The sequence below is a fragment of the Microbacterium alkaliflavum genome, assembly GCF_044325405.1.
Lineage (GTDB): Bacteria > Actinomycetota > Actinomycetes > Actinomycetales > Microbacteriaceae > Microbacterium > Microbacterium alkaliflavum.
Window position 1 is genome coordinate 1 of record NZ_JBIQWL010000016.1, and the last position, 24,564, is coordinate 24,564.

Sequence of the window (24,564 nt, forward strand, 5' to 3'; positions counted from 1 at the left end):
CAAGGACGGCAAGTACTACCTGTTCACCATCAGCCACCGCAGCACCTTCGCGGCAGGCCTGGACGGACCCGAGGGCGTGTACGGCTTCGTCGGAAACGGCATCCGCAGCGACTTCCAACCGCTCAACAGCGGCTCCGGCCTGGCCCTGGGCAACCCCACGAACCTGAACTTCTGGGGCGGCCAGCCGTTCGCACCCGACTACAACCAGCACCCCGGGCACTTCCAGGCATACTCCCACTACGTCATGCCCGGCGGCCTCGTGCAGTCCTTCATCGACACCATCGGCACCCACGACAACTTCATCCGCGGCGGCACCCTCGCCCCCACCGTGAAGATGAACATCGGCGTGGGCGGCGACCCCGCCTCCACCGCCGTGGACTACACCTACGGCAACGGCGGCCTCGGCGGCTGGGCCGACATCCCCGCCAACCGCGCCCTGTTCACCACCGGCAAATACGGCGCGAGCGTGTCAAACGACGCAGCGCAGAAGGTCCGCGCGGCCGTCGGCACCAAACTCGACGACTACCTCGCCGGCAACCCCGTGCCGGCTGCCACCAAGGCACTCATCGAGAAACTGCTCGCCCAATACGGCGGCTGACCCTCACCAGGATGCCCCGGGCCCGTCAGGCCCGGGGCATCCTGTCGTTGGCGTGGGCGGCAGCACCGGGGCTCCGGTGGTGTCAGCGGGACGGCGGTGCGATCGATTCCCGCTCGACCAGCATTCCCGGCATGAGCTGCAACTTGCCGCTGGCGGCGAGCATCGTCTTGTCGATGCGGTCGAGCAGCCGCGTCATGCCCCAGCTGCCCATCTCGATATGGGGCAACGCGACGGTCGTCAGTCCAGGATCGAGCGCGTCGGCGACAGTGGGCAGATCATCGACGCCGATCACGGACAGATCGCGGGGGACGCTCATTCCGCGGCGAGACGCAGCCTGCATGACACCCATCGCGATCTGGTCGTTGAAGCAGATCACGGCGGTCGGCGGGTGAGGGTCGTCGAGGATCTGTGCGCCGGCTGCGCGACCGCCCAGCGCGTCGGACGTCACGAATGCCGTCCGATTCTTGGGCAGATTGAGGTCGGCCAGCCCGAGCGCGGCCCGCACCCCGATCAAGCGGGCGCGCGCGGCACGGGAGACGTCACTCGTGCCTACGTACGCGATTTCTCGATGCCCTTCCCAGAGCAGGCGTTCGCAGGCGATCCGGGTGATCTGTGCCTCATCGGGCACGACCCCGTCGACCCGCCAGCCCGACTCGGGCGCAGCGTTGACCAGGACGATGGGGAAGTCGTCCGGCACGTCGGGGCGCGCGACGCGCTGGTGGTACATCCGAGCGATCAGCAAACCGTCCACGCGTTGTGCGAGCAGCCGATCGATGAACCTCTGCTCGGCGGCTGCGTCTCCACCCGACTCGGCCACGAGGAGGAGCGCATCGCGCTCGAGACCGGCCTCACGGGCTCCCGCGATGAGCTTTCCCGCGAACGGAGTGGTCGCGACGAAGTCGCCGACGAATCCGACGAGCCCGGTGCGCTTTCGGCGCAGCCCGCTGGCAACCCGATCAGGCGCATATCCGAGTTCTGCGGCCACGTGAAGAATTCGGTCGCGAGTCTCGGCATTGACGGTTCTCGCCCCACTGAGGGCATGAGAGACGGTCGTGATCGAGACGCCTGCCGCGGCGGCGACATCGGTGATTCGAGCCCGGGTGGGGCGCGAGTTCCAGGCCGACTGCCGCATGTCTTCCAGTATGACGGTCCCGTCCAGTGGGACCCTCAAACGACGTGCGAAAGGGCTCGCTGGATCACGCTTCCCGTCGCACGAGATCCTACGAGGGACCGAGCTCGCCGCTGCCTCGCTCAATGAGCCGCGTCGGCACCAGAACCCGCTCGGGTTCCACGACTTCGCCGGACAACCGCCGGAAGATGCGCTCCGACGCCAGCCTGCCGATCCGATACGGGTCTTGGGCCACGACGGTCACCCCGGGATCGAGCAGCCCGGCGAGCGGGAAGTCATCGAATCCGACGACAGCGACGGAGCGCTCACGGCCGGCCGCACGCAGCGCCCTGAGAACCCCGATGGTGATGAGGTTCTGTGCGCTGAAGATGGCCGTCGGCGGCTCTGGCGATGCCAGGAGTCCGGCAAGCGCAGCCTCGGAACCGTCCGCATCGTAGAGATCGGTCACGACCTGCACCTCGGACGCGGGAATGCCGGCAGCGCCGAGAGCATCGAAGAAGCCTCGCTGACGTTCGGCGGCGGTCTGGATTCTGAGCCGATCCGTCAACAGCGCGATTCTGCGATGACCGTGACGGATGAGGTGGGCTGTCGCCGTTGCGGCGCCGGCCCGATTGTCGCTGACGACGGAATCGACTGCGGTCGACGCAGGTTCGCGGTCGACGAACACCACGGGCATCCCCCTGCCGGCCGTCGACGACAGGTAGTTCTGAGCCGGCGACGCCGTCGTCAGGATGAGCCCATCGACGCGTCGCCGGAGGAATGCGGCGACCGCCTTGTCCTCGCGCTCGGGGTCGTCGTCCAGGCTCGAGGCGAAGACGGCCACTCCGTGCTCCAGTGCCGAGTCTTCGACTGCCCTGTGGATCGTGCTCGCAAACGGGTTGTCCACGCTGCTCACGAGCAGCCCGAGCGTGTGGGTGCGGCCACCCGCCCTGCGGAGGCTGCCCGCCTGCATGTCGAGGTGATAGTCCAGTGCGCGGATCGCCTCCCAGACGCGTGCAGCCGTATCGGGTGCGACATTCGGCTCTTCGTTGATGACCCTCGACACGGTCTTGATCCCCACGCCCGCCAGCGCCGCAACGTGTTTCATCGTCACGTTCGTTCTTCGGCCTGTTGCCTGAACTGTCGTAGACATCGATGTCACATTCTCGTTCGGTTGGGACTTGATGGCTTGACTATACCTGCCGGAATCGGTTAGAACTCATTCTGACATCGTTGTCAAGCGAAGGGCAACGTGCACGGAAAGGGCTTCGATGACGAATCACATCCATGACCTCGTACGCTACGCGGTCCCGCCGGCCGCGCTCACCTGCACAGCATGACCGATGCGGTCGCGATCATGACCGGGGCCGCGACGGCCTGACCCGACGGGCGCCGCGCGGAACCGGGGTCACGGTCCGCGCGGCGCCGCTCCCCCATCCTCAGGAGCCAGCAATGACGCAAGAGATCCCCGTGGTGCTGTACGCCCGGTTCACCGCCCAGGACGGATGCGCCGACGAAGTCGAAAACCTGCTTCGCGACCTCGTCGCCAACGTTCGCAACGAGCCCGGGAACATCGTCTTCGACGCCTACCGCGAAAAGGACCACGATCACCGGTTCTTCGTCTTCGAGGTCTACCGAGACCTCGAATCGTTCGAAGCCCACCTGACCGCCCCCTACGGCGGACCCTTCAACCGAGCACTGCGCAACCTGATCGTCGAGCATGGCTCACGCCTGACGTTCCTCAATCGCACCGCGGACGGTGTGAGGAGGCGGCCTCGAGCCGGCATTCCGGGTCACGCACCCACGCTTCACGCCATGGGTTGAAGCTCCCGGGTCCAGGGCAGGTCTGCACCGGCGCGCCCCACCGTGATCGAGGCCGCATCGACTGCCCGCTCCCCCAACCGGCTGAGAACGATCTCCGACAGTTCGCCGGGGTGGAGCGCCGAGTAGCCGGCTATCAACGAGGCCATGAAGGTGTCGCCGGCACCGATCGTGTCCACCACGGGGACCGCTCGCCCGGGCACGTGGACGATGTGTTCGTCCGCGGAGAGCACGGCGCCTTTCGCCCCGCGCGTCACGGCGACGAGGCGTGGGCCGAGCCGGCTGATCGCATCCAGCACGACGGTAAGGTCGACCTGCGGATACAGGTACTCGGCGTCCTCGTCGGAGAGCTTCACCACCGTCGCCCGACGTGCGAAGTCTTCGAACCTCGAGCGAACCCGATCAGGCTCCCCGATGAGAGCAGGACGGATATTGGGGTCGAAGGTCACGATCTCGGGGTTCAGCCGGTCGAGATGAGCGAGCACGAGCGCGCTCCCGGGCCCCATGAATGCAGCGAGCGAGCCCGTGTGGACCGTCCGCGGCCGCACATGGAGGCTCCTCGAAGTGGCCGCCCACCGCACGTCGAACTCGTATGAGGCGGAGCCGTCGTCGGCGATCCTCGCCAGGGCGGTCGACGTCGGATCGGCCACGTAGGACTCGGCCAGCACCCAGACGCCGGAGTGCTCGAGGTGACGCGTGATCGTGCTTCCACGGGAATCACGGCCGAGATTCGTCAGGAGCGCGACATCGACGCCGCGACGCCCCAAGCCGAGCGCGACGTTCGCCGGCCCGCCCCCGGGCATCTCGCTCATCCCTCCGGCGTGGGAGGTGATGTCCATGAGCGCTTCGCCGATGACGAGCACATCGACGGGCGTCTGCGGTACGCGCGAAGCACCCGCCAGGACGGGAGCGCCCTCTTCGCCGTCAGGCTCGTGGATTGCTTCAAGCATTGTGGGTCCTCCGTTAGTCGCATGCACCTGCACGCTGCTGCGGGTTGACATCGATGTCAACGCACCGCCGATCGTAGAGGTACGGAGCCTGCCGAGCAAGCGCGACCTGGCCGGAAGAACCGCAGTCCGGTTCCCATCCCACGACCGGTCAGGATGGCTCGGCTGCCGACGCCTCGAGCGTGTGGACCGAATCGCGCCGAATGAGCGGGCACGCGACGGGGCGCACTCCCCCGGCGGGCACGGGTTCGAGACCGATCAGGACGCGCACAGCGACCGCCCCGAGCTCGTAGTGGGGCAGCGCGACCGTCGAGAGGGGCGGGCGCAGGTGTGCGGCGATCACGTCCTGGTTGTCGAATCCCATGACGGCGATGTCGTCCGGGACGCGAAGCCCGTTGTCACGGAGACCGTCGTAGAGGCCCATCGCGACGCGGTCGTTGTGGCAGAACACCGCGGTTGCGCCGGACGCGACGATCTCGGGGGTCGCGGCGTATCCGCCCTCCTGGTCTGGCGCGGCGGGGATCACCAGCGAGTGGTCGAAGGTGATGCCTGCAGCCTCGATCGCGGCTCGATAGCCGGCGAGGCGGCCGACCTGGGCGGGAGAGGGCGTCGTCGTGTTGACGAACGCGATACGTCGATGTCCCGCGGAGAGCAGCTCCTCGGTCGCGGTACGTCCCCCCTGCTCCTCGTCGGGAACGACCGTGGGCAGTCCGCTGCCCGGGGCGTAGCAGTCCACGAGCACCGTGTCGGTGTGGTCGAGCGCCTGGGGAACGACGATCTCGTGGTGGAACCAGCTCGAGTAGAGGACACCGTGCACTTGATGCTCGAGCATCATGGCGATGGCGTCGTCCTCGGCGGCACGGTTGCCATCCGCGTCGACCACGAGCAGGACGTAGCCGTGCTTCCACGCCTCGTCCTGCGCGCCGCGGATGATCTGACCTGCGAAGGGCGTCGTCGCGATGGCATCCGACACGAGCCCGATGAACCGCGAGCTTCCCTGCGAGAGCGTCTTCGCCAGCGCGTTGGGCCGATATCCGAGCTCGACGACGGCCTCCTGGACACGGCGGCGTGCATCGTCGCCGATCCGTGCGCCCTCCTTGTTGTTCACGACATGCGACACCGTGGCCACCGACACACCGGCGGCCTTGGCGACGTCGCGCATCGTGACGGCGGGCCCGTTCCTGCCGTGCTCGGACATCCTCATCCCTTCGTCGCCCCACTCTCCAGTCCGTAGATCATGGCCTTGTTCAGCACCAGGAACACGAGCAGCAGGGGTGTCACCGTCACGCAGACGGCCGCGAAGGTCGCCGTCCAGTCAGTGTTGCCCATGGCTCCGATGTAGTTCTGCAGGCCGAGCGGGATCGTCTTCAATCCGTCGGAGAGCACGAAGGTGTTCGCGAAGATGAAGTCGTTCCAGATGAAGATGCTGTTGACGAGCACGACGGTGACGATGGTGTTCACAGACAGCGGCAACGTGATGCGGGCGAAGATCCGGTACGGGCCGGCGCCGTCGAGGGACGCCGCTTCGTACGTCTCCCGCGGGATGTACTTGTAGAACGACGAGAACAGGTACACCGCCATGGGCAGCGAGAACGCGGCGAGCGGAATGATCATCGACAGGTGCGTGTCGAGGAGCCCGACCTGCGAGTAGTCGATGAAGAGGGGCACGAGAGCGATCTGCACGGGCACGATGATGCCGAGCAGCAGGATGGCCTTGACCGCGCCGCTGAACCGGAATCCGAGCACCTCGAGGGCGTACGCGGCCATCATCCCAGCGATGACGATGAGCGCGCTCGCGCCGAGCGTGACGATGAGGCTGTTGAGGATGTTGATCCAGAGGTTGCCCGTGCCGAACGCGCGCGCGTAGTTGTCCAGGGTGAACGATCCGGGCAGCGCGAACGGATTGCCGGCGGCGAAGTCCGCCGCCGTCCGGAAGCTCGTGAGGAAGAGCCAGACGAGGGGGTAGACCTGCACGATGACGATCAGCACGATCGTGACAGTCAGCAGGGTGCGCTGCGCGCGCAGTCGCGGGGATCGGGAGGGCAGGCGGCGCATCGCGGGCGGTGGCGGCGTCCCGCGGTCCGGCGGTGCCGGCGCCGTGAGCACGGAGGAGGTCATGAGTCGTCCCTTCTGCGAAGGAGCAGGAAGATGATGCCGACGGCGACGAGGCACTCGACGACGATGAACACCGAGATGGCGCTCGCGTATCCGTAGTCGGTGTGCACGAAGGCGGTCTTGTACATGTAGGTCGTGAGCAGCTCGGATGCCTGCCCCGGCCCGCCGTTGGTGAGCAGGTACGGGATGTCGAACCCGCGCAGTGCGAACGTCGTCGCCATGATCGTCGTCGTGATCCACACAGGCCGGATATACGGGAACCGGATCCGCCAGAACACCTGCCACCAATTGGCGCCGTCGAGGCGCGCCGCCTCTTCGAGCTCTTGAGGCACGGCGATGAGCGCCGCGTAGATGATGAGCATGTAGAGCCCCGTGAACCGCCAGCCTTCGGGAATCGAGACCGCCGCGAGCACCGTCTGCACGTCGGAGAGCCACGCGGTCTGCAGGTGCCCGAGGCCGACCCATTCCAGCACCTGGTTGAGCAGTCCGACCGGCTCGAGCGAGTAGATCCGCTGGAAGAGGAATGCGATCGCAACCGTCGAGATGATGGCCGGGAGCAGGTACGTCGTCTTGACGAGCTCACGCGCCTTGGGCAGGGCGGTCAGCAGGCTCGCGACGATGAGCGCGCCGCCGAGCTGAAGGATCAGACAGATCGCGAGGTAGCCCAGCGCGTTCCCGAACGCGATCCAGAAGACGTCGTCGCGCGTGAGCATTTTGACGTAGTTGTCGAGTCCGACGAACACCATGTCGGTGATCCCGTCCCACCGGAAGACGCTCAGGAACAGCGACTGGACGATGGGGAGCAGCACGGCGATGCCGTAGAGCACCAGCGGCGGGACGAGGAAGACGATCACCGACAACGCCGATCGTCGCGGGAGCATCGAAGCGCCGGCGGGACGCGGCCGCCGGGGCGGGCGCAACACTGTCGCGCCCACCCCGGTGGTGAGGGATTCAGCCATTGCCGTTCTCCGCGAGAGCGGCATCCATCGTCTGGATGAAGTCGTCGGGGGTGATGTCGCCCTGGACGAGCAGTGTGAGCTCCTGCTGGAGCCGCGTGTTCGTCGCCGGGTCGAGCTGCGTGTCCCACGGCATCGCGATCCGCGGGCCGACGCCGTCGGCCTGGGAGATCGCGCGCGCGTACAGCGGGGTGGCGTTGCCGGGGATGGTGGTCTGGGCCGTCGTGGTCGGCGACAGCGCGCCCGTGGCCGCGTAGACCTCGGGGTAGCGCTCGAGCGCGTACGCGAGGAAGTCGCGCACGAGCGGATCGTACGTCTTCGCATTGACGGCCATCCCGATACCCGACGGCGTGACGTACTCGTTGTCGTCGGTGACGGCATCCTTGATCGTCGGCAAGGTGAAGTAGTCGACCGAGTCACGCACGGCGGGGTCGAGCTTGTCGGTCGCGAGGTTGCTCAGCTCCCACGTGCCGATGTTGTAGACCGCGGCCTTGCCGGAGGTGAACAGCGCTTGAGCGTCGGCGTACCCCGTCGAGGAGAAGCCGTCCTGGAAGCAGCCGGCCTTGCCCAGCGACGAGAGCCACTCCGCCGCCGCTCGGCCTGCGGGATCGCTGAACTTCGCGTCGCCGTTCTTGAGTTTCTGCACGTACTCGGGCCCGGCCATACGGAACGGGTAGTAGGCCATGTAGCGCTCGAGCGGCCACTGGTCCTGCCCGTCGAGGGCGATGGGCGTGATGCCCTTCGCGCGGAGCGCCTCGCACATCGCCGGGAAGTCGTCGAGCGTCGCAGGCACCTCGACGCCGGCCTCCTTCAAGAGTGCCGAGTTGTACCAGAAGTACTCGAGCTGGAACTCGAACGGCACCATGTACAGCGATCCGTCATCGAAGCGCTGATAGTTGAGGGCGGCCTCGCGATAGTCGTCAGCGAGACCGAGGTCGTCGAGAAGCGCGCTGACATCGATCATCTGCCCCTTCTCGGCGAGCTTCTGGGCGAACGGTGTCGCGTCGGTGTCGAAGAGCTCGGGCAGCTTGTTCGCTGCGGCGAGGGTCTCGTACTTCTGGATGTAGGACGGCCGGTCCGGCGTCGTGACGAGATTGAGCGAGAACCCGGGATGCTTCTTCGCATACTCGTCGGCGATCTGCTTCATGGCCGTGATGACGCCGCCGTCTGCGGGCCGTGACAGGAGCCACGAGATCTCCCGGGGCACGACTTCGCCCTTCGGGTCGACGTCGGTCGGGCTCGTCCCGCCCGCGGCCCCGGTGCAGGCGGTGAGAGCGAGGGCCGTGACGGCGACAGCGGCGAGGAATGCCGTCCTGCGCGTGGAGGTGTTCATGGTCGGAATCTCCTTTGATCTGATTTTCGGGTGTGATGGTGCGGGATGGGTGTCACGTCAAGGCTGCGAGCAGGTCGTCTCCCGGAACGAGCTCGTCGGTGTCGGTGTCACCGCGTGAGAACACGGCGAAGTCGCTGATCGTGATCGCGCCCTCACCGACGAATGCCCCGATCCGCCCGTTCGGGCGGTCGTAGAGGCGCGTGCTGAGGACCGTCGCGTCGTCGACGGTCGCGATGCAGAGGTCGCCGTCGACGATGACATCGAGGATGTGCTCGCCCGGGGTCAGCAGACAGGGTCGCTCGAGCTCGATGGCGAAAGGCACGTCGCCGGAGATCTGCCACTGCTCGCTGCCGGTCTTCCGACGCGGCCATCGGTCGAAGACCAGGCGCCCCCGCTTCGGTTCGAGGCGGAGCACGTACCCCTCGTCGCCGTCCGCGCTTGCGCGAAGCAGCAGACCGAATTCGGTCGTTCCCTCGGCCATCTCGAAGCGAGCGATCAGCCGGAAGGAGGATCCCGCGTCCATCGGCGTGAGCATCGCCGCATAGCCGTCAGGGGCGTCGAGCCTTGTGCCGCATTCGATCGCCCCAGCCTGGCGCGCGAACGTGTCGCGAAGCTCGTGGGCGGGATGGAAGGCCAGTGTGCCGTCGCCACGCTGCTCGGCCTCGATCACCGACATCGTCCCTGCCCACTGCCAGGCCCCGTCGTCGACCGCCCCTTCGCGCGACGCGATCCAGCCGAAGAAGAATCGCCGGCCATCGCGCGCAGCGGACTTCGCCGCGTAGTACGCGCGCCCGTCGATCGTGTCGTGCTGGGGAGCGATCCACGGTCCCGCCAAGCTGCGGGCCATCCGGTACCTGGTCGTGAACGATTCGCTGAACTCGGAGTAGACGAGGTACCACCAATCGCCCCACTGGAACACCTCCGGACATTCGTGGGCGATGTAGCGCCGAGGATCCCAGAACGGTTCGGCGGGCTCCCACGTGACGAGATCGGTCGACGTGCACTGGGCGATCACTCCCCGACGCCGGACCGGCCCCTCGGCGTGGCGCGCGGTGATGAGCATGCGCCACAATCCGGCGTCCTCATCGCGGAAGACGAACGGGTCGCGCCAATCAGCGGTCTCATATCCGGCGGTCGCGCCGAAGGTGTGAGCCGGATGCCGCTGCCAGGTGCGCATGCCGTCATCGCTCGTGGCATGCATGACCAACTGGACCGGCAGTCCGTCGGCACCGACGGACGTGGGATTCTGCCCCGTGTAGAAGACGTGGTGGACGCCATCTGCGGCGCGGACGATGCTCCCGGTGTAGATGTTGAAGTCGTCGGCCGTCCGACCGCCCGACGCGATCGACTCACCCGCCTCGGAGAAGTCGACGAGATCATCGGTGACGACCCGATGCCACGGCATCCCATCCTTGGGCGTGCGTCGAGTCTCGTGCAGGTAGAACAGGTGGAACACCCCGTCCTGCTCCCACGGGATCACGTCTCCGACCCACGCGCCCTCCGGCTGGTAGAACCCACGCTGGCTCATCTTCACCCCATCTGGTTAATCGGTTACGCATCACGATAACTCAGATGTTGGGCGTTGGTCAATCGGTTAATCAAACTCTTCTCGACATGGCGAGCGCGATGGCCGTCAGCCGCGCACGACCGTTTGGTGCGGGCGGATCAGCTCAGCGCGTGGACCTGCAGCGCGCCTCGAGTGGCGCCGATGCGAAGCGGTGTCACGAATGGAGCGGTGGGTACGCCGAGCAGACCCGCGGCCGACGAAACCTCCAGGACCGGGCCGTCGACCACGACCCGCACCGCGCCCTCCACGGGCACACGCACGGCGGGAGCGTCCGGCGCGCTCGACGCGCACCGAACCACGAGTGCTCCGGCGTCCCACCGCAGGACGACCGTCTCGTCATCGGACGCGATGGTGAGTTCGCCGCCGAGTCCGTCGGACCAGGCGATGTCCGCGGCCTCACCGTCCACCTCCCCCTTCGGCGCTACTCCGGCGCGGTGGGCCTCCAGATCAGGATGCACACGCGCGACCAGCCGGTCGCCGTCGAGCGAGAGGAGGTACGGCACGCTGTGCGCCCCCGCCCATCCCGCTGCCTCGTCGCGGATGCCTCGCATCCAGAAGAGCAGACACGGGCGGTCGTCGGCGTCGAGGAACAGTGAAGGCGCATAGTAGCTGTCGCCGTAAGTGAGTCGACCCCACGCCTCCGCGTGGAAGACGCCGTCGGTGTAGCTTCCCAAGGCGTATCCGGCGTAATGCAGCACGTCGTCGTCCCAGACCGACGAGACCATGACGGCGCGGTCCCCGATCGCGAAGACCTGGGGGCACTCCCACAGCGCGCCCATCCAGACCGGGTCGGTCTCGGCAGTCGATCGTTGAAGCGCGACGCCGGCATAGTGCCAGCTGTCGAGGTCGTCGGAGGTGTAGGTCAGCGCCGCGGCGGTTCCATCCCGCATGGCGGTACCCACGAACATCCGCCAGCCGTCGCGCTCTTTTCTGATGAACGGGTCGCGATAGGCGATGAGGTCGAGGCCCTCGGGCGCATCGACGACGACGTCACCCTTGTTCCAGTCGAGCCAGTCGGGGCCGGTGGGAGTGGCCACCCGCACCCGACCCAGCCCGAAGTCAGGCGTCGTGATCGAGGTGTAGAAGATCCGGGCCCGACGGTCGTGGTCGGTCACGAGGCATCCCGTCCAGATGCCGTCGTCGCCGTCGCCTGGCGCGATCGCGACCGGCAGCTCCGTGAGGCTCAGCAGATCCGGCCCGACCGCGTGTCCCCAGTGGCAATTCGGGCCCCACCGGGTCTGCCCTGGGACGTACTGGAAGAACACGTGATATCGGCCGTCGCGGTAGGTGATCCCGTGCGGATCGTTGATCCACCCCTCACGCGGGGTGAAATGCAGGGCGGGTCGCATCGGATGCCTTCTTTCCGGATGGGGCGAAGGGGCCCGAGGCGCGGAGTCTGCGGCGCAGCCCGAGCCCCTTCGGTCGTTCGGCGCTGTCGCCGTCGGTGTCCTCTAAACGAGAGGAGTGGTCAGTGGGAGCGGGTCGACGGTGACGCGACCGAGTCCCGCTCGATGATGGGGCAGGACAGGACCGTCGGATGCCCGGCCAGCAGCCCGGCTTCCGCCCGCCCGTCGATGAGTGCCGACAGAGTGGCGACAGCCCACGCTCCCATTTCGTAATGAGGGAGGACGACGGTCGTCAAGGTGGGAAACAGACTGTCGGGGATGGGTGCCTGATCGTCGAATCCCACGACAGAGAGATCCGTCGGGATCGTGAGTCCGCGCTGGCCCGCAGCCCGGTAGGCGCCCATCGCCATGCGGTCGTTGTAGCAGAACACCGCCGTCGGAGCGTGATCGAGCAGGTCGAGCGTTGCGGCATAGCCGCCGCGCGCGTCTGCCGCGGCCGGCACGACGAGATTCTCCGTCGAAAGGCCCGCGGCCTGCATCCCGTCGAGATATCCCTGCAAGCGTCCGCGCGTCGCCGGCACGTCCTCGGCGCTCGCGGCGAACGCGATCCTTCGGTGGCCCATTCGGACCAGCATCTCGACGACGGATGCGGAACCCGCACGTTCGTCGGGGAGGACCGACGGAATGACCCCCGCCGCGTCGCGGGCACCGATCAGCACGGCGGGGCGGGTGCTGATGTTCTCGGGCGCGATGATCTCGTCGTGATAGACGGTCGCGTAGATGATCCCGTCGGCCTGACGATCCAGGAACGCCTGGATGGGGGCCGCGTCCACTTCGGGATCGAGGTGGAGTTCGGAGTTGATGATCGCGAGGGTGAGGTTGCGTCGGCTGGCCTCCTGCTGGGCTCCCAGGATGATGCGACCGGCGTGCGGCGTGGTGGCGATCTCTTCCGTGAGCAGGCCGATCATGTCCGACGCGTGCGTGCGAAGGCCTCGAGCCAGGCGGTTGGGTCGATAGCCGAGCTCCTCGGCGGCGGCTCGGACCCGCGCCGCCGTGTCTTCTTTGACCCGGGTGTGGGGGGTCGAATTGAGAACGTGGGACACGGTCGTCTGGGAGACGCCTGCGCGCGCAGCCACGTCTCGGATACCGACTGTCCTGTCTGCCATCCGTCCTCCGGTCATCCTCGAACCCTTACCTTCGTATCATTCCGCGCCCCGGAGTACGGAGAGCACCAGCGGGCTGTCGGACGAGGCGTCTGCCCGCATGGAGGGGATCGCGGGCGTCGCGCGGACCGCGTTGTCCCGCCTGTCGGCCACGACTTGGTCCTCGCTTCCCGAATCGAGGATCGTGGTGCGAAGCGCTCCGGCGTCGACCTGGACCGTGGTGATGACGAGATCGTGGGAGTCGTCGGTCGCCAGCAGCGCGTCCACCTGCCCTTCGAAGCACGAGTCGTTCGACCGGGAGGCGACGTCCATCGCGACGACATGGTTGGTCGCGATGTAGTTGTCCCGACCGGAATCCACCCTGATGACCACGGGGGTGGCGCCTGCGGGACGGATACCGGCCGAGTCGACCACCTCGGAGAAGTGGTTGCCGATGACCGAGTTGTGGCTGCCGCTGATGCGAACGAGACCGTGCAGGTCGTCCAGACCGTTGTCGACGGCGAGGAAGGGCGTCCAGGGCTCGTTGTCACGCAGGAAGTGGTTGGAGGCGAGCAGGTTCTCCGAGCTGTCGTCTGCGAGTACGACCATGCCCGGATAGAAGGAGTGCAGTCGGTTGTTGCTCACGCTCGAGCGAGTGACACCCGAGAGGAATACGCTGCTCGCACCTCGGGGGAACACGTTGTTGGCGGTGATCAGGAGGCCCCCGTGATTCTCCGCGTAGATCGAGTAGCCCCGGAAGCCGGCGCCGATCAGGTTGTCGGTGATCTTCGATGCCTGGCCCCAGCCCCGCAGCTCGAGGCAGCTGCCGCATTCCGCGATGAAGTTGTCGTGGATCGAGAGTGCATCGGCGTAGTAGATGGTCAACGCGTGCTCGAGGTACACGAACCCCATGCCGGTGATCCTCAGCGAGTCGTTCGCATCGGCGACGTAGATGCCCGTCTTTCCGTTCACATAGGAGTTCTCGGGGTTGCCCCCTGGGCCATCGCCGGTGAAGTGCAGCCCGTCGATGCAGAAGTCGGAGAACTCGACGGAGCTGATCCTCGGCATCCCGGATCGCGCAATGCGAAAAGCAGCGGTCGCGGACTCGGGCTGCGACTGCGTCGACGGAATGTCGACGAGGATGCGGCTGCCTCCGGGCCAGAGCTCGTGCAGGCCGGGTCGCTCTCCTTCGGGAACGTTGAACCGGATGCTCGACGATGTGAAGCCATGGCCGGATCCCTCGATCCTGAGGAAGCTGACATCGATCAACACCTGCGTTCGCAGGCGATAGTCGCCCGGCGGGATGTAGATGACAGCACCAGGCTTACCGCCGTCGTTGCGATCGGGTTCGGTCTGGCGGGCTTTGACGTCCGCGATGATGCTGTTGATCACCTCGCCGATGTCGTCATGGGGGTTGCCGAGCGGCCAGTCGGTGACGTCGTAGCGATTGCTGCCTGACAAGGGTTCTCCGTTCATGTCGCGGCGACTCAGCCCTTGACTGCGCCGAGGGTGAGGCCGGCGACGATGTGTCGCTGGAGGAAGAGGGTGAGGAGGATGACGGGAACGGAGTAGACGGCGGCGAGCGCCGTCATCCCTCCCCAGTCCAGACCGAACTGACTCTGGAAGTTCGCGATCATGACCGGAGTGGTCTGCGCGCGCACCGAGGTCAGCAGGAGGGCGAAGAGGAACTCGTTCCACGAGGCCAGGAAGGCGAAGATGGCGGTCACGGCCAGGCCGCCCGAGACGACGGGCAGCACGACCCGCCACATCGCCTGGAGCCGGTTGCAGCCGTCCATCTCGGCCGCCTCTCCGAGTTCATCGGGCACGGCTTCGAAGAAGCTCGCCATGAGCCAGATCGACAGGGGCAGCGAGATCGTCGTGTGGGCGAGCGCCAGCCCGAACGAGGTGTCGGTGAGGCCGATGCTGCGCATGACCTGGACGAGCGGCGCACCGACAGCGATGGTCGGCACCATCCGCGTGACGAGGGCCGCGACGATGAACACGCGCCCACTCGGCGTACGGAACCGCGTGATCGCATAGGCCGCGGGAACCGCGAGCACCAGCGAGAGCACGGTCGAGATCGATGCGGTGACGACGCTGTTGATCAGGGCGGCCGGGACCCCTTCACGGGTGAGCGCTGATACGTAGTTGGCGAGCGTCCACGTCTTGGGCCACACACTGGGCGGCACAGCGATGGCCTCGAGCGGAGGCTTGAACGACGTGAGCAGCAGGTAGAAGAACGGGAAGCCGTACAGCACGATCGCGGCGACGAGCAGCGACCAGAGCAGGATGCGGCTGCGCCCGCGAGTCTCGAGAGGATTCATCGTGCACTGCTCCCTGGACGCCAGATCAGCATGATCGCCGTGATCGCGACGGCGAGCATGACGACGAGGTAGACGGTGCCCATCGCGCTGGCGAGCCCCGGGTCTCCGAAGCGCGTCATGGTGCGATAGATGAGAAGGCTGAGCGTCGTGGTGCTGCCCTGCGGGCCGCCATCGGTCTGGATGATGATGACGTCGAACGCTCGCGCCGCGTCGATGCCGCGCACGATGAGGGCGACGGCGATGACGGGCCGGAGGAGGGGGATGATGATGCTGAACAGGATGCGGGGGTAGCGCGCGCCGTCGATGCGCGCGGCTTCGATCACATCGCCGGGGATGTTCTGCAGACCCGCGAAGAGCACGAGTGTGATGAACGACGTGGTCAGCCAGATGTCGGGGAGGGCGACGGAGAACAGCGCGATGTCCGGGTTGCTCAGCCACTGGATCTGATCAGGGCTCGACAGGATGTGCGCCTCGTAGAGGAGCTGGTTGACGATGCCGAAGTTGTCGATGAGCAGGAATCGCCACAGGAGGCCCGCCACCACCGGTGCGATCATGAGCGGGTACATGAAGACGGTGCGGAACACCGCCGACCGAGCGCCGAGCGCCGTGAAGAGGAGGGCGACGGCGAGTCCCAGGGCGAACTCCATCGCCACGACGAAGACCGTGTAGACCACCGTGCGGACGGACGCCGCCTGGAACGCGTCCGACGTGAACGCCGTCACGTAATTGGCGAAGCCGACGAAAGTCTGCGGGGCACCCGCAAAGGGCGAGATCTCGAAGAAGCTGTCGTACACGAAGCGGACGAGCGGCCAGAGGACGAATCCCCCGAGGAAGAGCGCGGCCGGCGCCATCAGCAGGAGCGCGAACCGGCGGTCGCCTTGTTCCTTGCTGCGCCGGCGTCGGCGTGGGCGGCGGGGCTCGGCCGGAGCCGGGACGACGGCTGTCGTCCCGACCCCGGTCTGTGGAGAGAGGGTTACCACGTGTGATGCCTTGTCTTCCGGATCGTCCTACTTGACGATCTCTTCGATCTGGGACTTGGCGTCGGACAGCAGGGCCGCCGTGTCTGCACCCGGCTCCACGGCCTTCTGCAGCATCGGCACGAGCACGGAGTCGACGATCTCCTGCCAGTTCGCGGTGGCCGGGCGCGGCAGGGACTGTGGCGCTTCCAGCGTGTCGACGAGCGCCGGGTAGTTCTCGTAACCGGCTTCGCCGTCCTTGCTCTCGAAGGCGCTCTTGCGAGCGACGAGGCCGAGAGACGTGTCGGCCGAAAGGTCGTTGTGCTTGTAGGCGAACTCGATGAACTTCTTGGCGGCGTCCTGGTTCTTCCCCGTCGAAGGGACCGACAGGTACCAGGCCCCGGGAACGCCCGCGACACCGCCGGGGCCTCCGATCATGGGGGCGACGCCGATCTTGCCCTTGATGGGCGAGTCATCCGGAGTCTGGCGGTACGCGTGGCCCCAGAACCGCATCATCGCGAGCTGCCCCTGATAGAAGAGGTTCTGCGCTCCGGCCCAGTCCAGCTGCGGGGCGCCGGAAGGCGCGTAGGGAAGCAGGCTGATGTAGTAGTCGAGCGCCTCCTTGTGAGCGGCGTCATCGATGGTGACCTTGTTCGTCGAGGGGTTGAGGACCATGTTCTTCTCGCCCGCCTGCGACACCGTCGCCAGCCACTCGGTCTCGACCGCGCCCTTGACGTCTGTGCCGTACAGGTCGATCTTGCCGTCGCCGTCGGTGTCGCGAGTGAAGAATTCCGCGACGTCCTTGTACTGTTCCCACGTGGTCGGCGTCGCGAGCGGGTAGCCGTACTTCGCCTCGAAATCGGACTTGTTCTTCTGATCCTCGAACAGGTCTGTGCGGTAGAAGAGGATCTCCGAGTTGGTCCAGACGGGCATGCCCACGAAGTGGCCATCGACCTGCGCTTCCGTGACAAGGCCGCCGAAGAGGTCGGACTTCACGTCATCGGTGAAGAGGTCGTCGATGGGTGCAAGCCCGGGGGCGAACGCCGTCAACCAGATCGCGTCGAGCGCAGCGACATCGAATGACGGGCTCCCGGCCTTGAGCTCGGAGGAGATGCGGTCGTAAAGGCCGGCGTACGGGAGCTCGACGAGGGAGACTTCGGTTCCGGTCTCCTTCTTGTAGAGGTCGGCGATCGGCTGCAGCTCCGCCTTCCCCCCGCCCTCCACGACGACGGTGAGGGTGTTGCTCCCCGACGCGCCTGCGTCACCTCCGCCGGCGCCGCAGCCGCTGAGCGCGAGGGCAGCCGCTGCTGCCGCGGAGATTGCGATCAGGGTCCGCCGACGGCGGCCCGATCCCTGCTTGCGAAGCTTCATCACTTCGACTCCATTCGTTGATGTGTGTGAGGTGCAGACTCAGGTGCCAAGACGATTTGCCAAATCGTCTTGGCATGAGAATACCGCCGTTCTCACGCAACGTCAAACGGAATCGAGGATGTCCGTGCTATCCGCTCCGCGTTGCCGCGAGCTCGTCCGGAACGGTGGCGCGCCACGACGGATCAGGCTCGATCGTGAGTCGGCCGCGGTCATCCACGTGAATCGGGAAAGGGTCGCTGAGGCCGCCGACAAACGGCCCTCCGTCGACGAACTGAAGGAAAGCGAGGAAGACGGGGTCCCCGCTCGCCGCTCGGGCGATGCGGCCGGCGTACAGCTCCCCGCGTGGGTCACCCGCGAAGAATTCCGCGGAATCGAGCCGGAATGGCCCCGTCGACGCGTCCCCTACCAAGTAGTGCGTGCCGCTGACCGCGAGGCCCCGCTGGGTGCGATCGGCGCTGTGCGCCCACTCGTACGCGGAGAAGATGAGATACCAGCGATCGCCGATCTGCTCCAGCTGCGGCACCTCCATGTGCCCGAACTCGCCGGGGCTCGCAATGGGGGGCAGCACTTCCCACGACTCGAGGTCGGCGGATCGTGCGAGTCCGATCACCCCCCGCGCGTCGGCGGCGCCGGCGTTCGCGCGTGCCGTGATCAGCATCCGGTATTCACCCACGGAGTCGTCGTAGTAGACCCACGGGTCGCGCCATGTGAGATCGAACCACACGCTCACATCGAGTTCCTCGTACCAGCGCGGATCCATCTCGACCATGAACGCGTCATCCTTCGTCCAGGTGTGCAGATCCCGGCTTCTGGCGCGTCCGATTCGCTGAACCAGGCCGTCCTCCTTCGTGCTCGCACCCGTGTAGTACATGTGCCAGCCGTCCTCAGTGGGGATGACGCTCCCCGTCCAGGTTGCGAAGTCGTCCCAGGCACCCGGCTCTCCTGGGCGCAGCACCTCCCCGAGGAACTCCCACTCCCGGAGGTCGGTCGATGTCGCGTGACCGATGCGAGCATTCTGGTGACGCAGATCGGGATCGCCGAGGGCGGTGGGTGCCATGAGGAAGAAGAGGTGGTGAACTCCGCGGGCTTCTGTCGTCCAGAAGTCCCAGGTCCAGAGGTCGGGGAGGATGAGCACGTCAGTCGGCTCCTTTCGGTCGGTAGGCGGCGTGGAGTTCGTATGCCTCGAAGCGAAGAAGTGTCGCGTCCGCGGCTGGCGTCAATCGGATGCACTGAGGGTCATCGGTCGTGGGGTACGCGCGCGACGTGACTGAGATTCGGTCGTCGATGTACATCTCGACCATGGATCCGTCGATGACGACGCGAGCGCGGATGTGCGGGGAATCAGGGCGGTGGATGCCGCGCACTGCTTCGCTGTGCGAGAGATCGAGGCTGCTCCGGCTCCGGTCGATCCAGGCCCACTGCCGATCGACCCCGAGTCGGGTGACCTCAGTACCGTCGCGCGAGTGCAGCAGTTCGAGCACGAAGCCTGTGCCGTTGATCTCGAATTGGAGTTCGAGGTTGTTCCCGCGGACAGCCGAAAGGTCGGGCGGACCGGCGGATGGCGCATCCCACCGCGCGAGCAGGCATTCGCGAAGAGCACGGATCTCATCAACGGGCCGCACGCGCAGCTCCCCGTCGGGATGAAGGCCGATCTCGAGCGGCAGTCCGGCGTTGTGCGCCCAGCCGCTCTCCTCGAACTCGGCAAGGCTGCGCTTGTCCTGAGCGATCGTCCAGAGGATCGAGCGACCATCGGAGGTGACGGTGCCGCTCGGCCCCGTCAGGTGTCCGCCGCCGTCGAACTCCCGAGGACGCTCCGTATCGGGAGTGAAGCGCCGGGTTGCGGCATCCCATACTCCGATCCAGTGCCAGACGTGTTGAAGATGGTGCATGCTCTCGTCCGCCCACCACGGGGCGACGAAGAGCGCATGACGGCGGCGCCCGTCGGCGCCGAGGCCGAGCGGCAACAGGACAGGAAGTTCCCACATGACTCCGGTGGCGGGATGCGCAGCGACATCGCCCACGTGCAGTGGCGCCTCCTGTTGCCAGGCCCTCCCGTCGCGAGAGTGGAAGAGAAGCGCCGCGCCTCCTGCGCCTGCCAGCCCGGCGCCGACGAGGAGGAACCACTCGCCACCCTCTCGCCACACGAAAGGATCCCGGAACTGTCCAGGGATCAGCGCTTCGGCTCGCCCGGGGACCGTCATGGGCATCTCGAGGACGGGTCGCTCGTCGAGGATCCACCGATCGCCGCGTGGACGGGCGACGGCAATGGATTGGTCGGGCACGTGACTCATGTCACCGGCCGTGACGTACAGCAGGTGTTCGCCTTGCGATCCGAGGACAGAGCTCCCGCTCCAGATGCCGTCCGGTGCAAGACCCCCGTCCGACGGGGCGATGGCGATCGGCGCATCGGTCCAGTGGACGAGATCCTGGCTCACCGCGTGGCCCCAGGCGATGCGTCCCCAATAGGGGCCACCCGGGTTGTGCTGATAGAAGAGGTGGTGCTCACCGGCGATGTCGAGAGGAGCATGGGGTTCGTTCATCCACCCCTGCGGTGCAGAAACGTGCGCGATCGGACGATGACGGTCTGCCACGTACCGTGCGCGGTCCGGCAGTGCGTCACGCACATCCGGATCCGAAGGCACACGGTGCTCGCTGGGCTCGTCGTCGAGGCGAATCTTCACCGGGCCCAGGAGCCCGACGGCCAGGGTTTGTAAGAACAGCCCCTCCAATCGATGCCCGTTGTTCAGCCCTCCCAAGGTGATCCGGTCGGAAAGCGGTATCGCCCCCGCCCCGACCGGCCACTCACCGATCACCCGACCGTCGACGGCCACACTGGCGAGCCCGCCATGGATGGTGAGCGTGAGCTGCTGCCACCGGTCGCGTTCGAGGCGGTGATCGAAGACGGATGTGCGGTCCGAGACCCGAGCCGCGACGCGTCCATCCCGGTCATGGCCGAGAGCGATTCCTGTCGCCCGGCCCGTCGCGTCCACCAGGGCGGTGAATCCGGCACCGTCTCCGCAGGGGAACGCACGCGGGGCGAACCAGACCTCGACGGTGATCGATTCGACGGCCCGGGGCGCGACACTCACTTCGGCCCACGTCGTCCATCCGTCGAGGAAGAGCGCATCTCGCCGGCCGAACGGACCTGGGCGTGCTCTCAGCAGTGCGGCGCCCTGGGCGGCGCCGGCTGTGCTGACTACGCGGGCATGGCTTCCCGCTCCCCCGCACGACAAGCAGGGAAGTTCGGAGAATTGGACATCGACCAGTGTGCGGGCGCGGCCTCGAAAGGGCCCGGGCGCCGCCGCGTCGGCGGCACCCGAGCGTGTCGTCGTCACTTGGCGGCTGCGAAGCGGTCGTACCCCGACTGGTAGATGTCGAGGAGCTTGGGAAGGCCCATCGAGTCGAGCTGCTTCACGTAGGCATCCCACTCCTCGTCGACGGAGCCGTCGACGATCCACTGCGCGCGCTTCTGTTCGACGAGCGCCTTGATGTCGGGTTCGATCGATCCGAGTTCCTCAAGGTCGCTGTTCGAGAAGAAGACGGCGGGATAGCTCTCCGGTTCGGCGTAGGGGAGGTAGTGATCCTCGAGGTCTTGAAGGCGCTTGAGCGCGCGCGGCTCAGGCAGGACGACGTTCGTGAAGTCGTCCCTCGTGAGCACATGAGGAGCACCGGCGCCGGGGGCGACCTTCTGGCGCTGCTCGCCGGCGTTGACTCCCTCGGGAAGCGGCGCCTGAACGAGGACGCCGTCCTCGTTCTTGACGAGGGTCTCGCCGATGGGGCCGTAGGACACCTGCGCGGACTCGACGGGCTCGTAGAGGCGGTCCACCCATCGCATCGTCGCTGCGGGGTACTTGTCGGCGCGAGTGATGGCGAAAGCGCTCCGCCCGAAGTCATTGAGGTTCGAGCGGCCGACGAGCTTGCCGTCCACGCCATCGAGAACGGGAAGCAGCACGTAGTCATCGGCGCGATCGCTGCCTACGACCTCTTCGGTCTCCCACCAGACATACGATCCGAGCACCTCGCTGTCCGATTTGCCCTTGGCGAGGTAGGTCTTGTCGTCCTGCGTGAACGATTCGGGATCGATGAGGCCCTCCTCGTACCACGTGTGGAGCGTTTCGATGGCGGTTCGGTAGCGGTCGTCGGCCGGGGTGTAGATCACCTTGCCGCCACGGACGATGCGGTGGTCGGCATTGTCGGCGATTCCACCGAGCGCCGCGAAGAGATCACCGATGTCAGCACACCACCAGTTGTTGATGAAGCTGAGCGGGATCTCGTCGGCCTTCCCGTTCCCATTCGGGTCGCGTGTCTTGAACGCCACGAGCGCGTCGTGATACTCCTCGACGGTCGTCGGGACGGGGAGGCCGAGCTTGTCGAGCCACGACTTGTTGATCGACCAGAAGAACGGCACGGTCGCCAAGCCGAGCTCCTCCGCGTTCGGAAGCGCATAGATATGCCCGTCGGACGCAGTCACCGCGGCTTTCAGTTCAGGACGCGCCTTGAAGACAGCCTGGAGGTTCGGCGCGTACTTCTCGATGAGCCCTTCGAGGGGGATGAGGGTGCCGTCTGTGCCGTACTTCGCCAATTCCTGGTCGGTGAACTTCGAGTTGAAGAACGCGTCCGGAAGCTCGTTGGAGGCGAGGAGCAGGTTCCGCTTGTCGGTGTACACCTCCGGGGCGAGCATGTTCCAGTCGACGGTGATGTTGGTGTCCTTCTGCCATTGCTGGACGAGGGCCATGTCGTTGTAGTCGGGGGCGAGCGAAGCCTTCTCGCCGGCGATCTTGAGGGTCAGCGGCTTGTCCACGACGGGGAGACCCGTCTCGTTGAAGCCGTATCGACTCGACTGGTCTTCCTGAGCCGCATCGCCTCCCGAAGTGCAGGCGCACAGGGCGACGACGAGGGTCGCACCGAGTGCGAAGGCGGCGCCTGCGCGGATGCGAGAGGTTGAGTGGGTCATGTGACGCTTCCTTTTCTGCTTTCCCGATTCGCTCCGCTGCGGTCGGGCCGGGTGTATGACGGTCAGCTGGTTTCGTGTCGAGTGCGGATGTGTCGGCGGGATGGGGTGATGAGTGGGCCAGCGGGGATGAGAAGTCGGTCAGTTCTTCACCGCGCCGATGAGCGCCCCCTGCGTGAAGAAGCGCTGGAGGAACGGCACCATGAGCAGAAGCGGCACGCTCGCGAACACGATCGCCGCATACTTGAGCAGTTCCGCCAAGCGCTGGGCGGCTTCGTAGCTGCCGAGATCGCCGCTCATGTTCGCGCTGCCGGAGAGGTCGGACTGGACCAGCAGATTGCGCAGCACGAGTTGAAGCGGGTACAGGTCGGGGTTGTTGAGATAGATCAGGGCGTCGAAGAAGCCGTTCCAGTTCCACACGAGGTGGATCACGATCATCAGCGCAATGAGCGGCTTCGACAGCGGCACCGCGATCCGGAAGAAGAAGCGGAAGTCGCTCGCCCCGTCCATCTGTGCCGCCTCCCGCAGCTCGTCGGGCAGATTCGTCTCGAAGAACGCCCGTGCGATGATCACGTTCCAGACGGCGACAGCGCCCGGCAGGATCATGGCACCGACCGTGTCGAGCAATCCCAGGTCACGGACGACGAGGAATTTCGGGATGAAGCCCCCATCGAAGAAGAGCGTGACGACGAGCAGGAAGGTGATCGTCCGCCGCCCGGGCAGGTCCTTGCGCGAGAGCACGTAGCCCGACGAGATGACGAGGAAGACGCTGAGCGCCGTCGCCAGACCTGTGTAGAGGATGGAGTTCGCGAGACCCCGCCAGACAGTGGGGTCACCGAGCAGCCGAGCATAGCCGTCGAGCGTGAATCCGACGGGCCACAGCCAGACCTGCCCGTCGTAGACGCGCGACGGCTCGGAGACTGAGGCGATCACGATGAAGTAGATCGGATAGATCACCGCCACGATGGCGGTCAGGAGAATCGCCATGGTGAGGGCATTGAAGAGGGGATCTGCGAGTCGGCGCCGGACCGAGCGCGCGGTCGTTCCGACGGGCAGGCGCGTGCTCGCGAATTGGGTGGTCATGAGGGCTCCTACCAGAGGCTCGATTGACGTGCCCGCCGCGCGACCCAGTTGAACGTGAGGAGCAAGGCGAGGTTGAGGAGCGAGTTGAACAGGCCGATGGCGGCCGCGTAGCTGAAGTCCGCATGTTGGAGGCCGACGTCGTAGACATAGGTCTGGACGATCTGAGACGTCGCGACATTGAGGTCCGTCTGCATGAGGAGTGCCTTCTCGAACCCCAGGTTGAGCAGGTTGCCGACGGCGAGGACGAACAGCACCGAGATGACGGGGGCGATCCCCGGGATGTCGATATGCCAGATGCGCCGGAGGCGGCTCGCGCCATCCATCTTCGCGGCGTCGTGGAGCGCGGGGTCGATGCCGGCGAGGGCTGCGAGGTAGACGACCATATTGAAGCCGGCCTCCTGCCAGACGGAGCTGGCGACGTAGATCGGCCGGAACCACTCTGCCGACCCCATGAAGAAGATCGGGTGCCCGCCCAGCATCACGATGGCGTTGTTGACGAGTCCTGCACGCGGTGAGAGAAGGATGAAGACGATTCCGACGACGACGACGGTGGAGATGAACGTCGGGGCGTACAGGACGTTCTGAACGAATCGGCGGAACCGCCCTTGAGCGAGCTGGTGGACGAGGAGCGCGAGAACGATCGGGATCGGGAACACGAACGCGAGGTTGACCAGGGCGAGCAGGAGCGTGTTCGTGACGACGGTTCCGAACTGGTACGACGCGAAGAAGCGGGTGAACTGCTCGAACCCGACCCACGGGCTGTTCGTGAACCCTCCCGCCGGCGTGTAGTCGCGGAACGCGATCTGCACGCCGTACATGGGCCAGTACTTGAAGACGAGGAAGTAGAGGAGCGTCGGAGCCAGTAGTACGTATAACTGCCAAGCGCGAAGCACGCGACGCAGACGTGACCGGCGAGCGGCCCGCTTGACCGCACCTACGCTCGACC

Annotated in this window: 21 protein-coding genes; 2 read left to right on the forward strand and 19 right to left on the reverse strand. The window is 66.3% G+C overall.

All coding sequences use genetic code 11. The features are described 5' to 3' along the window. A partial coding sequence (locus ACH3VR_RS22205) for a glycoside hydrolase family 68 protein (protein WP_397558524.1) occupies positions 1-598 on the forward strand: 598 nt, incomplete at its 5' end. Positions 599-680: 82 nt separating this feature from the next. Here ACH3VR_RS22205 and ACH3VR_RS22210 read toward each other — a convergent pair. Both ACH3VR_RS22210 and ACH3VR_RS22215 read right to left on the reverse strand, forming a co-directional pair. Next, positions 681-1,730, reverse strand: a complete 1,050-nt coding sequence (locus ACH3VR_RS22210; protein ID WP_397558525.1) for a LacI family DNA-binding transcriptional regulator — start codon at positions 1,728-1,730, stop codon at positions 681-683. Between the two features lie 88 nt (positions 1,731-1,818). Then, the gene (locus ACH3VR_RS22215) at positions 1,819-2,814 is read right to left on the reverse strand and encodes a LacI family DNA-binding transcriptional regulator (protein WP_397558526.1); all 996 of its coding nucleotides are present in this window, start codon (positions 2,812-2,814) and stop codon (positions 1,819-1,821) included. Between the two features lie 179 nt (positions 2,815-2,993). Here ACH3VR_RS22215 and ACH3VR_RS22220 point away from each other — a divergent pair, with 179 nt between their 5' ends. Next, positions 2,994-3,530, forward strand: coding sequence for a putative quinol monooxygenase (locus ACH3VR_RS22220; protein ID WP_397558527.1), 537 nt, complete (start codon positions 2,994-2,996; stop codon positions 3,528-3,530). On the opposite strand, the gene ACH3VR_RS22225 is transcribed toward ACH3VR_RS22220, so the two are convergent. The 17 genes from ACH3VR_RS22225 to ACH3VR_RS22305 all read right to left on the reverse strand — a co-directional run bounded on the left by ACH3VR_RS22225 (position 3,515) and on the right by ACH3VR_RS22305 (position 24,511). Then, the gene (locus ACH3VR_RS22225) at positions 3,515-4,477 is read right to left on the reverse strand and encodes a carbohydrate kinase family protein (protein ID WP_397558528.1); all 963 of its coding nucleotides are present in this window, start codon (positions 4,475-4,477) and stop codon (positions 3,515-3,517) included. The genes ACH3VR_RS22220 and ACH3VR_RS22225 overlap by 16 nt on opposite strands. A 148-nt stretch (positions 4,478-4,625) precedes the next feature. Next, entirely contained in the window at positions 4,626-5,672 is a 1,047-nt protein-coding gene (locus ACH3VR_RS22230) for a LacI family DNA-binding transcriptional regulator (protein ID WP_397558529.1), read from the reverse strand. A gap of 2 nt (positions 5,673-5,674) precedes the next feature. Further along, positions 5,675-6,592 (reverse strand): carbohydrate ABC transporter permease, encoded by a 918-nt coding sequence (locus tag ACH3VR_RS22235; RefSeq protein WP_397558530.1) that lies wholly within the window; start codon positions 6,590-6,592, stop codon positions 5,675-5,677. Then, on the reverse strand, positions 6,589-7,470 hold the full coding sequence (locus ACH3VR_RS22240) for a carbohydrate ABC transporter permease (RefSeq protein WP_397558531.1): 882 nt from the start codon (positions 7,468-7,470) through the stop codon (positions 6,589-6,591). The genes ACH3VR_RS22235 and ACH3VR_RS22240 overlap by 4 nt, the downstream gene beginning before the upstream one ends. A gap of 70 nt (positions 7,471-7,540) precedes the next feature. Continuing rightward, positions 7,541-8,878 (reverse strand): ABC transporter substrate-binding protein, encoded by a 1,338-nt coding sequence (locus ACH3VR_RS22245; RefSeq protein ID WP_397558532.1) that lies wholly within the window; start codon positions 8,876-8,878, stop codon positions 7,541-7,543. A 52-nt stretch (positions 8,879-8,930) separates the two neighbouring features. Then, positions 8,931-10,406: a family 43 glycosylhydrolase gene (locus ACH3VR_RS22250; RefSeq protein ID WP_397558571.1), complete on the reverse strand. Its 1,476-nt coding sequence runs from the start codon at positions 10,404-10,406 to the stop codon at positions 8,931-8,933. Positions 10,407-10,543: 137 nt separating this feature from the next. Then, the gene (locus ACH3VR_RS22255; protein ID WP_397558533.1) at positions 10,544-11,794 is read right to left on the reverse strand and encodes a glycoside hydrolase family 32 protein; all 1,251 of its coding nucleotides are present in this window, start codon (positions 11,792-11,794) and stop codon (positions 10,544-10,546) included. Positions 11,795-11,913: 119 nt separating this feature from the next. Next, positions 11,914-12,972, reverse strand: coding sequence for a LacI family DNA-binding transcriptional regulator (locus tag ACH3VR_RS22260; protein ID WP_397558534.1), 1,059 nt, complete (start codon positions 12,970-12,972; stop codon positions 11,914-11,916). A 21-nt stretch (positions 12,973-12,993) separates the two neighbouring features. After that, positions 12,994-14,394 carry a NosD domain-containing protein gene (locus ACH3VR_RS22265; protein WP_397558535.1) on the reverse strand — a complete coding sequence of 467 codons (1,401 nt, stop codon included), beginning with the start codon at positions 14,392-14,394 and terminating at the stop codon, positions 12,994-12,996. Between the two features lie 26 nt (positions 14,395-14,420). Beyond that, positions 14,421-15,257 (reverse strand): carbohydrate ABC transporter permease, encoded by an 837-nt coding sequence (locus ACH3VR_RS22270; protein WP_397558536.1) that lies wholly within the window; start codon positions 15,255-15,257, stop codon positions 14,421-14,423. Beyond that, positions 15,254-16,108: a carbohydrate ABC transporter permease gene (locus ACH3VR_RS22275; RefSeq protein WP_397558572.1), complete on the reverse strand. Its 855-nt coding sequence runs from the start codon at positions 16,106-16,108 to the stop codon at positions 15,254-15,256. The genes ACH3VR_RS22270 and ACH3VR_RS22275 overlap by 4 nt, the downstream gene beginning before the upstream one ends. Before the next feature lie 156 nt (positions 16,109-16,264). Further along, positions 16,265-17,584 carry an ABC transporter substrate-binding protein gene (locus ACH3VR_RS22280; RefSeq protein WP_397558537.1) on the reverse strand — a complete coding sequence of 440 codons (1,320 nt, stop codon included), beginning with the start codon at positions 17,582-17,584 and terminating at the stop codon, positions 16,265-16,267. Between the two features lie 127 nt (positions 17,585-17,711). Continuing rightward, the gene (locus tag ACH3VR_RS22285; protein WP_397558538.1) at positions 17,712-18,719 is read right to left on the reverse strand and encodes a glycoside hydrolase family protein; all 1,008 of its coding nucleotides are present in this window, start codon (positions 18,717-18,719) and stop codon (positions 17,712-17,714) included. Between the two features lies 1 nt (position 18,720). Then, positions 18,721-21,012, reverse strand: coding sequence for a GH32 C-terminal domain-containing protein (locus ACH3VR_RS22290; protein WP_397558573.1), 2,292 nt, complete (start codon positions 21,010-21,012; stop codon positions 18,721-18,723). Next, on the reverse strand, positions 20,916-22,538 hold the full coding sequence (locus ACH3VR_RS22295; RefSeq protein WP_397558539.1) for an ABC transporter substrate-binding protein: 1,623 nt from the start codon (positions 22,536-22,538) through the stop codon (positions 20,916-20,918). The genes ACH3VR_RS22290 and ACH3VR_RS22295 overlap by 97 nt, the downstream gene beginning before the upstream one ends. A gap of 138 nt (positions 22,539-22,676) precedes the next feature. Continuing rightward, on the reverse strand, positions 22,677-23,618 hold the full coding sequence (locus tag ACH3VR_RS22300) for a carbohydrate ABC transporter permease (RefSeq protein WP_397558540.1): 942 nt from the start codon (positions 23,616-23,618) through the stop codon (positions 22,677-22,679). 8 nt (positions 23,619-23,626) lie between these two features. Then, positions 23,627-24,511 (reverse strand): ABC transporter permease, encoded by an 885-nt coding sequence (locus ACH3VR_RS22305; RefSeq protein WP_397558541.1) that lies wholly within the window; start codon positions 24,509-24,511, stop codon positions 23,627-23,629. Positions 24,512-24,564: the final 53 nt, after the last annotated feature.

Bases quoted from the DNA above. Each gene is read 5' to 3' on its own strand.
- ACH3VR_RS22230 (WP_397558529.1), bottom strand. From the start codon at position 5,672: ATGTCCGAGCACGGCAGGAACGGGCCCGCCGTCACGATGCGCGACGTC.
- ACH3VR_RS22275 (WP_397558572.1), bottom strand. From the start codon at position 16,108: ATGGCGCCGGCCGCGCTCTTCCTCGGGGGATTCGTCCTCTGGCCGCTC.
- ACH3VR_RS22220 (WP_397558527.1), top strand. From the start codon at position 2,994: ATGACCTCGTACGCTACGCGGTCCCGCCGGCCGCGCTCACCTGCACAG.
- ACH3VR_RS22215 (WP_397558526.1), bottom strand. From the start codon at position 2,814: ATGAAACACGTTGCGGCGCTGGCGGGCGTGGGGATCAAGACCGTGTCG.
- ACH3VR_RS22255 (WP_397558533.1), bottom strand. From the start codon at position 11,794: ATGCGACCCGCCCTGCATTTCACCCCGCGTGAGGGGTGGATCAACGAT.
- ACH3VR_RS22260 (WP_397558534.1), bottom strand. From the start codon at position 12,972: ATGACCGGAGGACGGATGGCAGACAGGACAGTCGGTATCCGAGACGTG.
- ACH3VR_RS22300 (WP_397558540.1), bottom strand. From the start codon at position 23,618: ATGACCACCCAATTCGCGAGCACGCGCCTGCCCGTCGGAACGACCGCG.
- ACH3VR_RS22280 (WP_397558537.1), bottom strand. From the start codon at position 17,584: ATGAAGCTTCGCAAGCAGGGATCGGGCCGCCGTCGGCGGACCCTGATC.
- ACH3VR_RS22250 (WP_397558571.1), bottom strand. From the start codon at position 10,406: ATGAGCCAGCGTGGGTTCTACCAGCCGGAGGGCGCGTGGGTCGGAGAC.
- ACH3VR_RS22270 (WP_397558536.1), bottom strand. From the start codon at position 15,257: ATGAATCCTCTCGAGACTCGCGGGCGCAGCCGCATCCTGCTCTGGTCG.
- ACH3VR_RS22210 (WP_397558525.1), bottom strand. From the start codon at position 1,730: ATGCGGCAGTCGGCCTGGAACTCGCGCCCCACCCGGGCTCGAATCACC.
- ACH3VR_RS22295 (WP_397558539.1), bottom strand. From the start codon at position 22,538: ATGACCCACTCAACCTCTCGCATCCGCGCAGGCGCCGCCTTCGCACTC.
- ACH3VR_RS22225 (WP_397558528.1), bottom strand. From the start codon at position 4,477: ATGCTTGAAGCAATCCACGAGCCTGACGGCGAAGAGGGCGCTCCCGTC.
- ACH3VR_RS22245 (WP_397558532.1), bottom strand. From the start codon at position 8,878: ATGAACACCTCCACGCGCAGGACGGCATTCCTCGCCGCTGTCGCCGTC.
- ACH3VR_RS22240 (WP_397558531.1), bottom strand. From the start codon at position 7,470: ATGCTCCCGCGACGATCGGCGTTGTCGGTGATCGTCTTCCTCGTCCCG.
- ACH3VR_RS22235 (WP_397558530.1), bottom strand. From the start codon at position 6,592: ATGACCTCCTCCGTGCTCACGGCGCCGGCACCGCCGGACCGCGGGACG.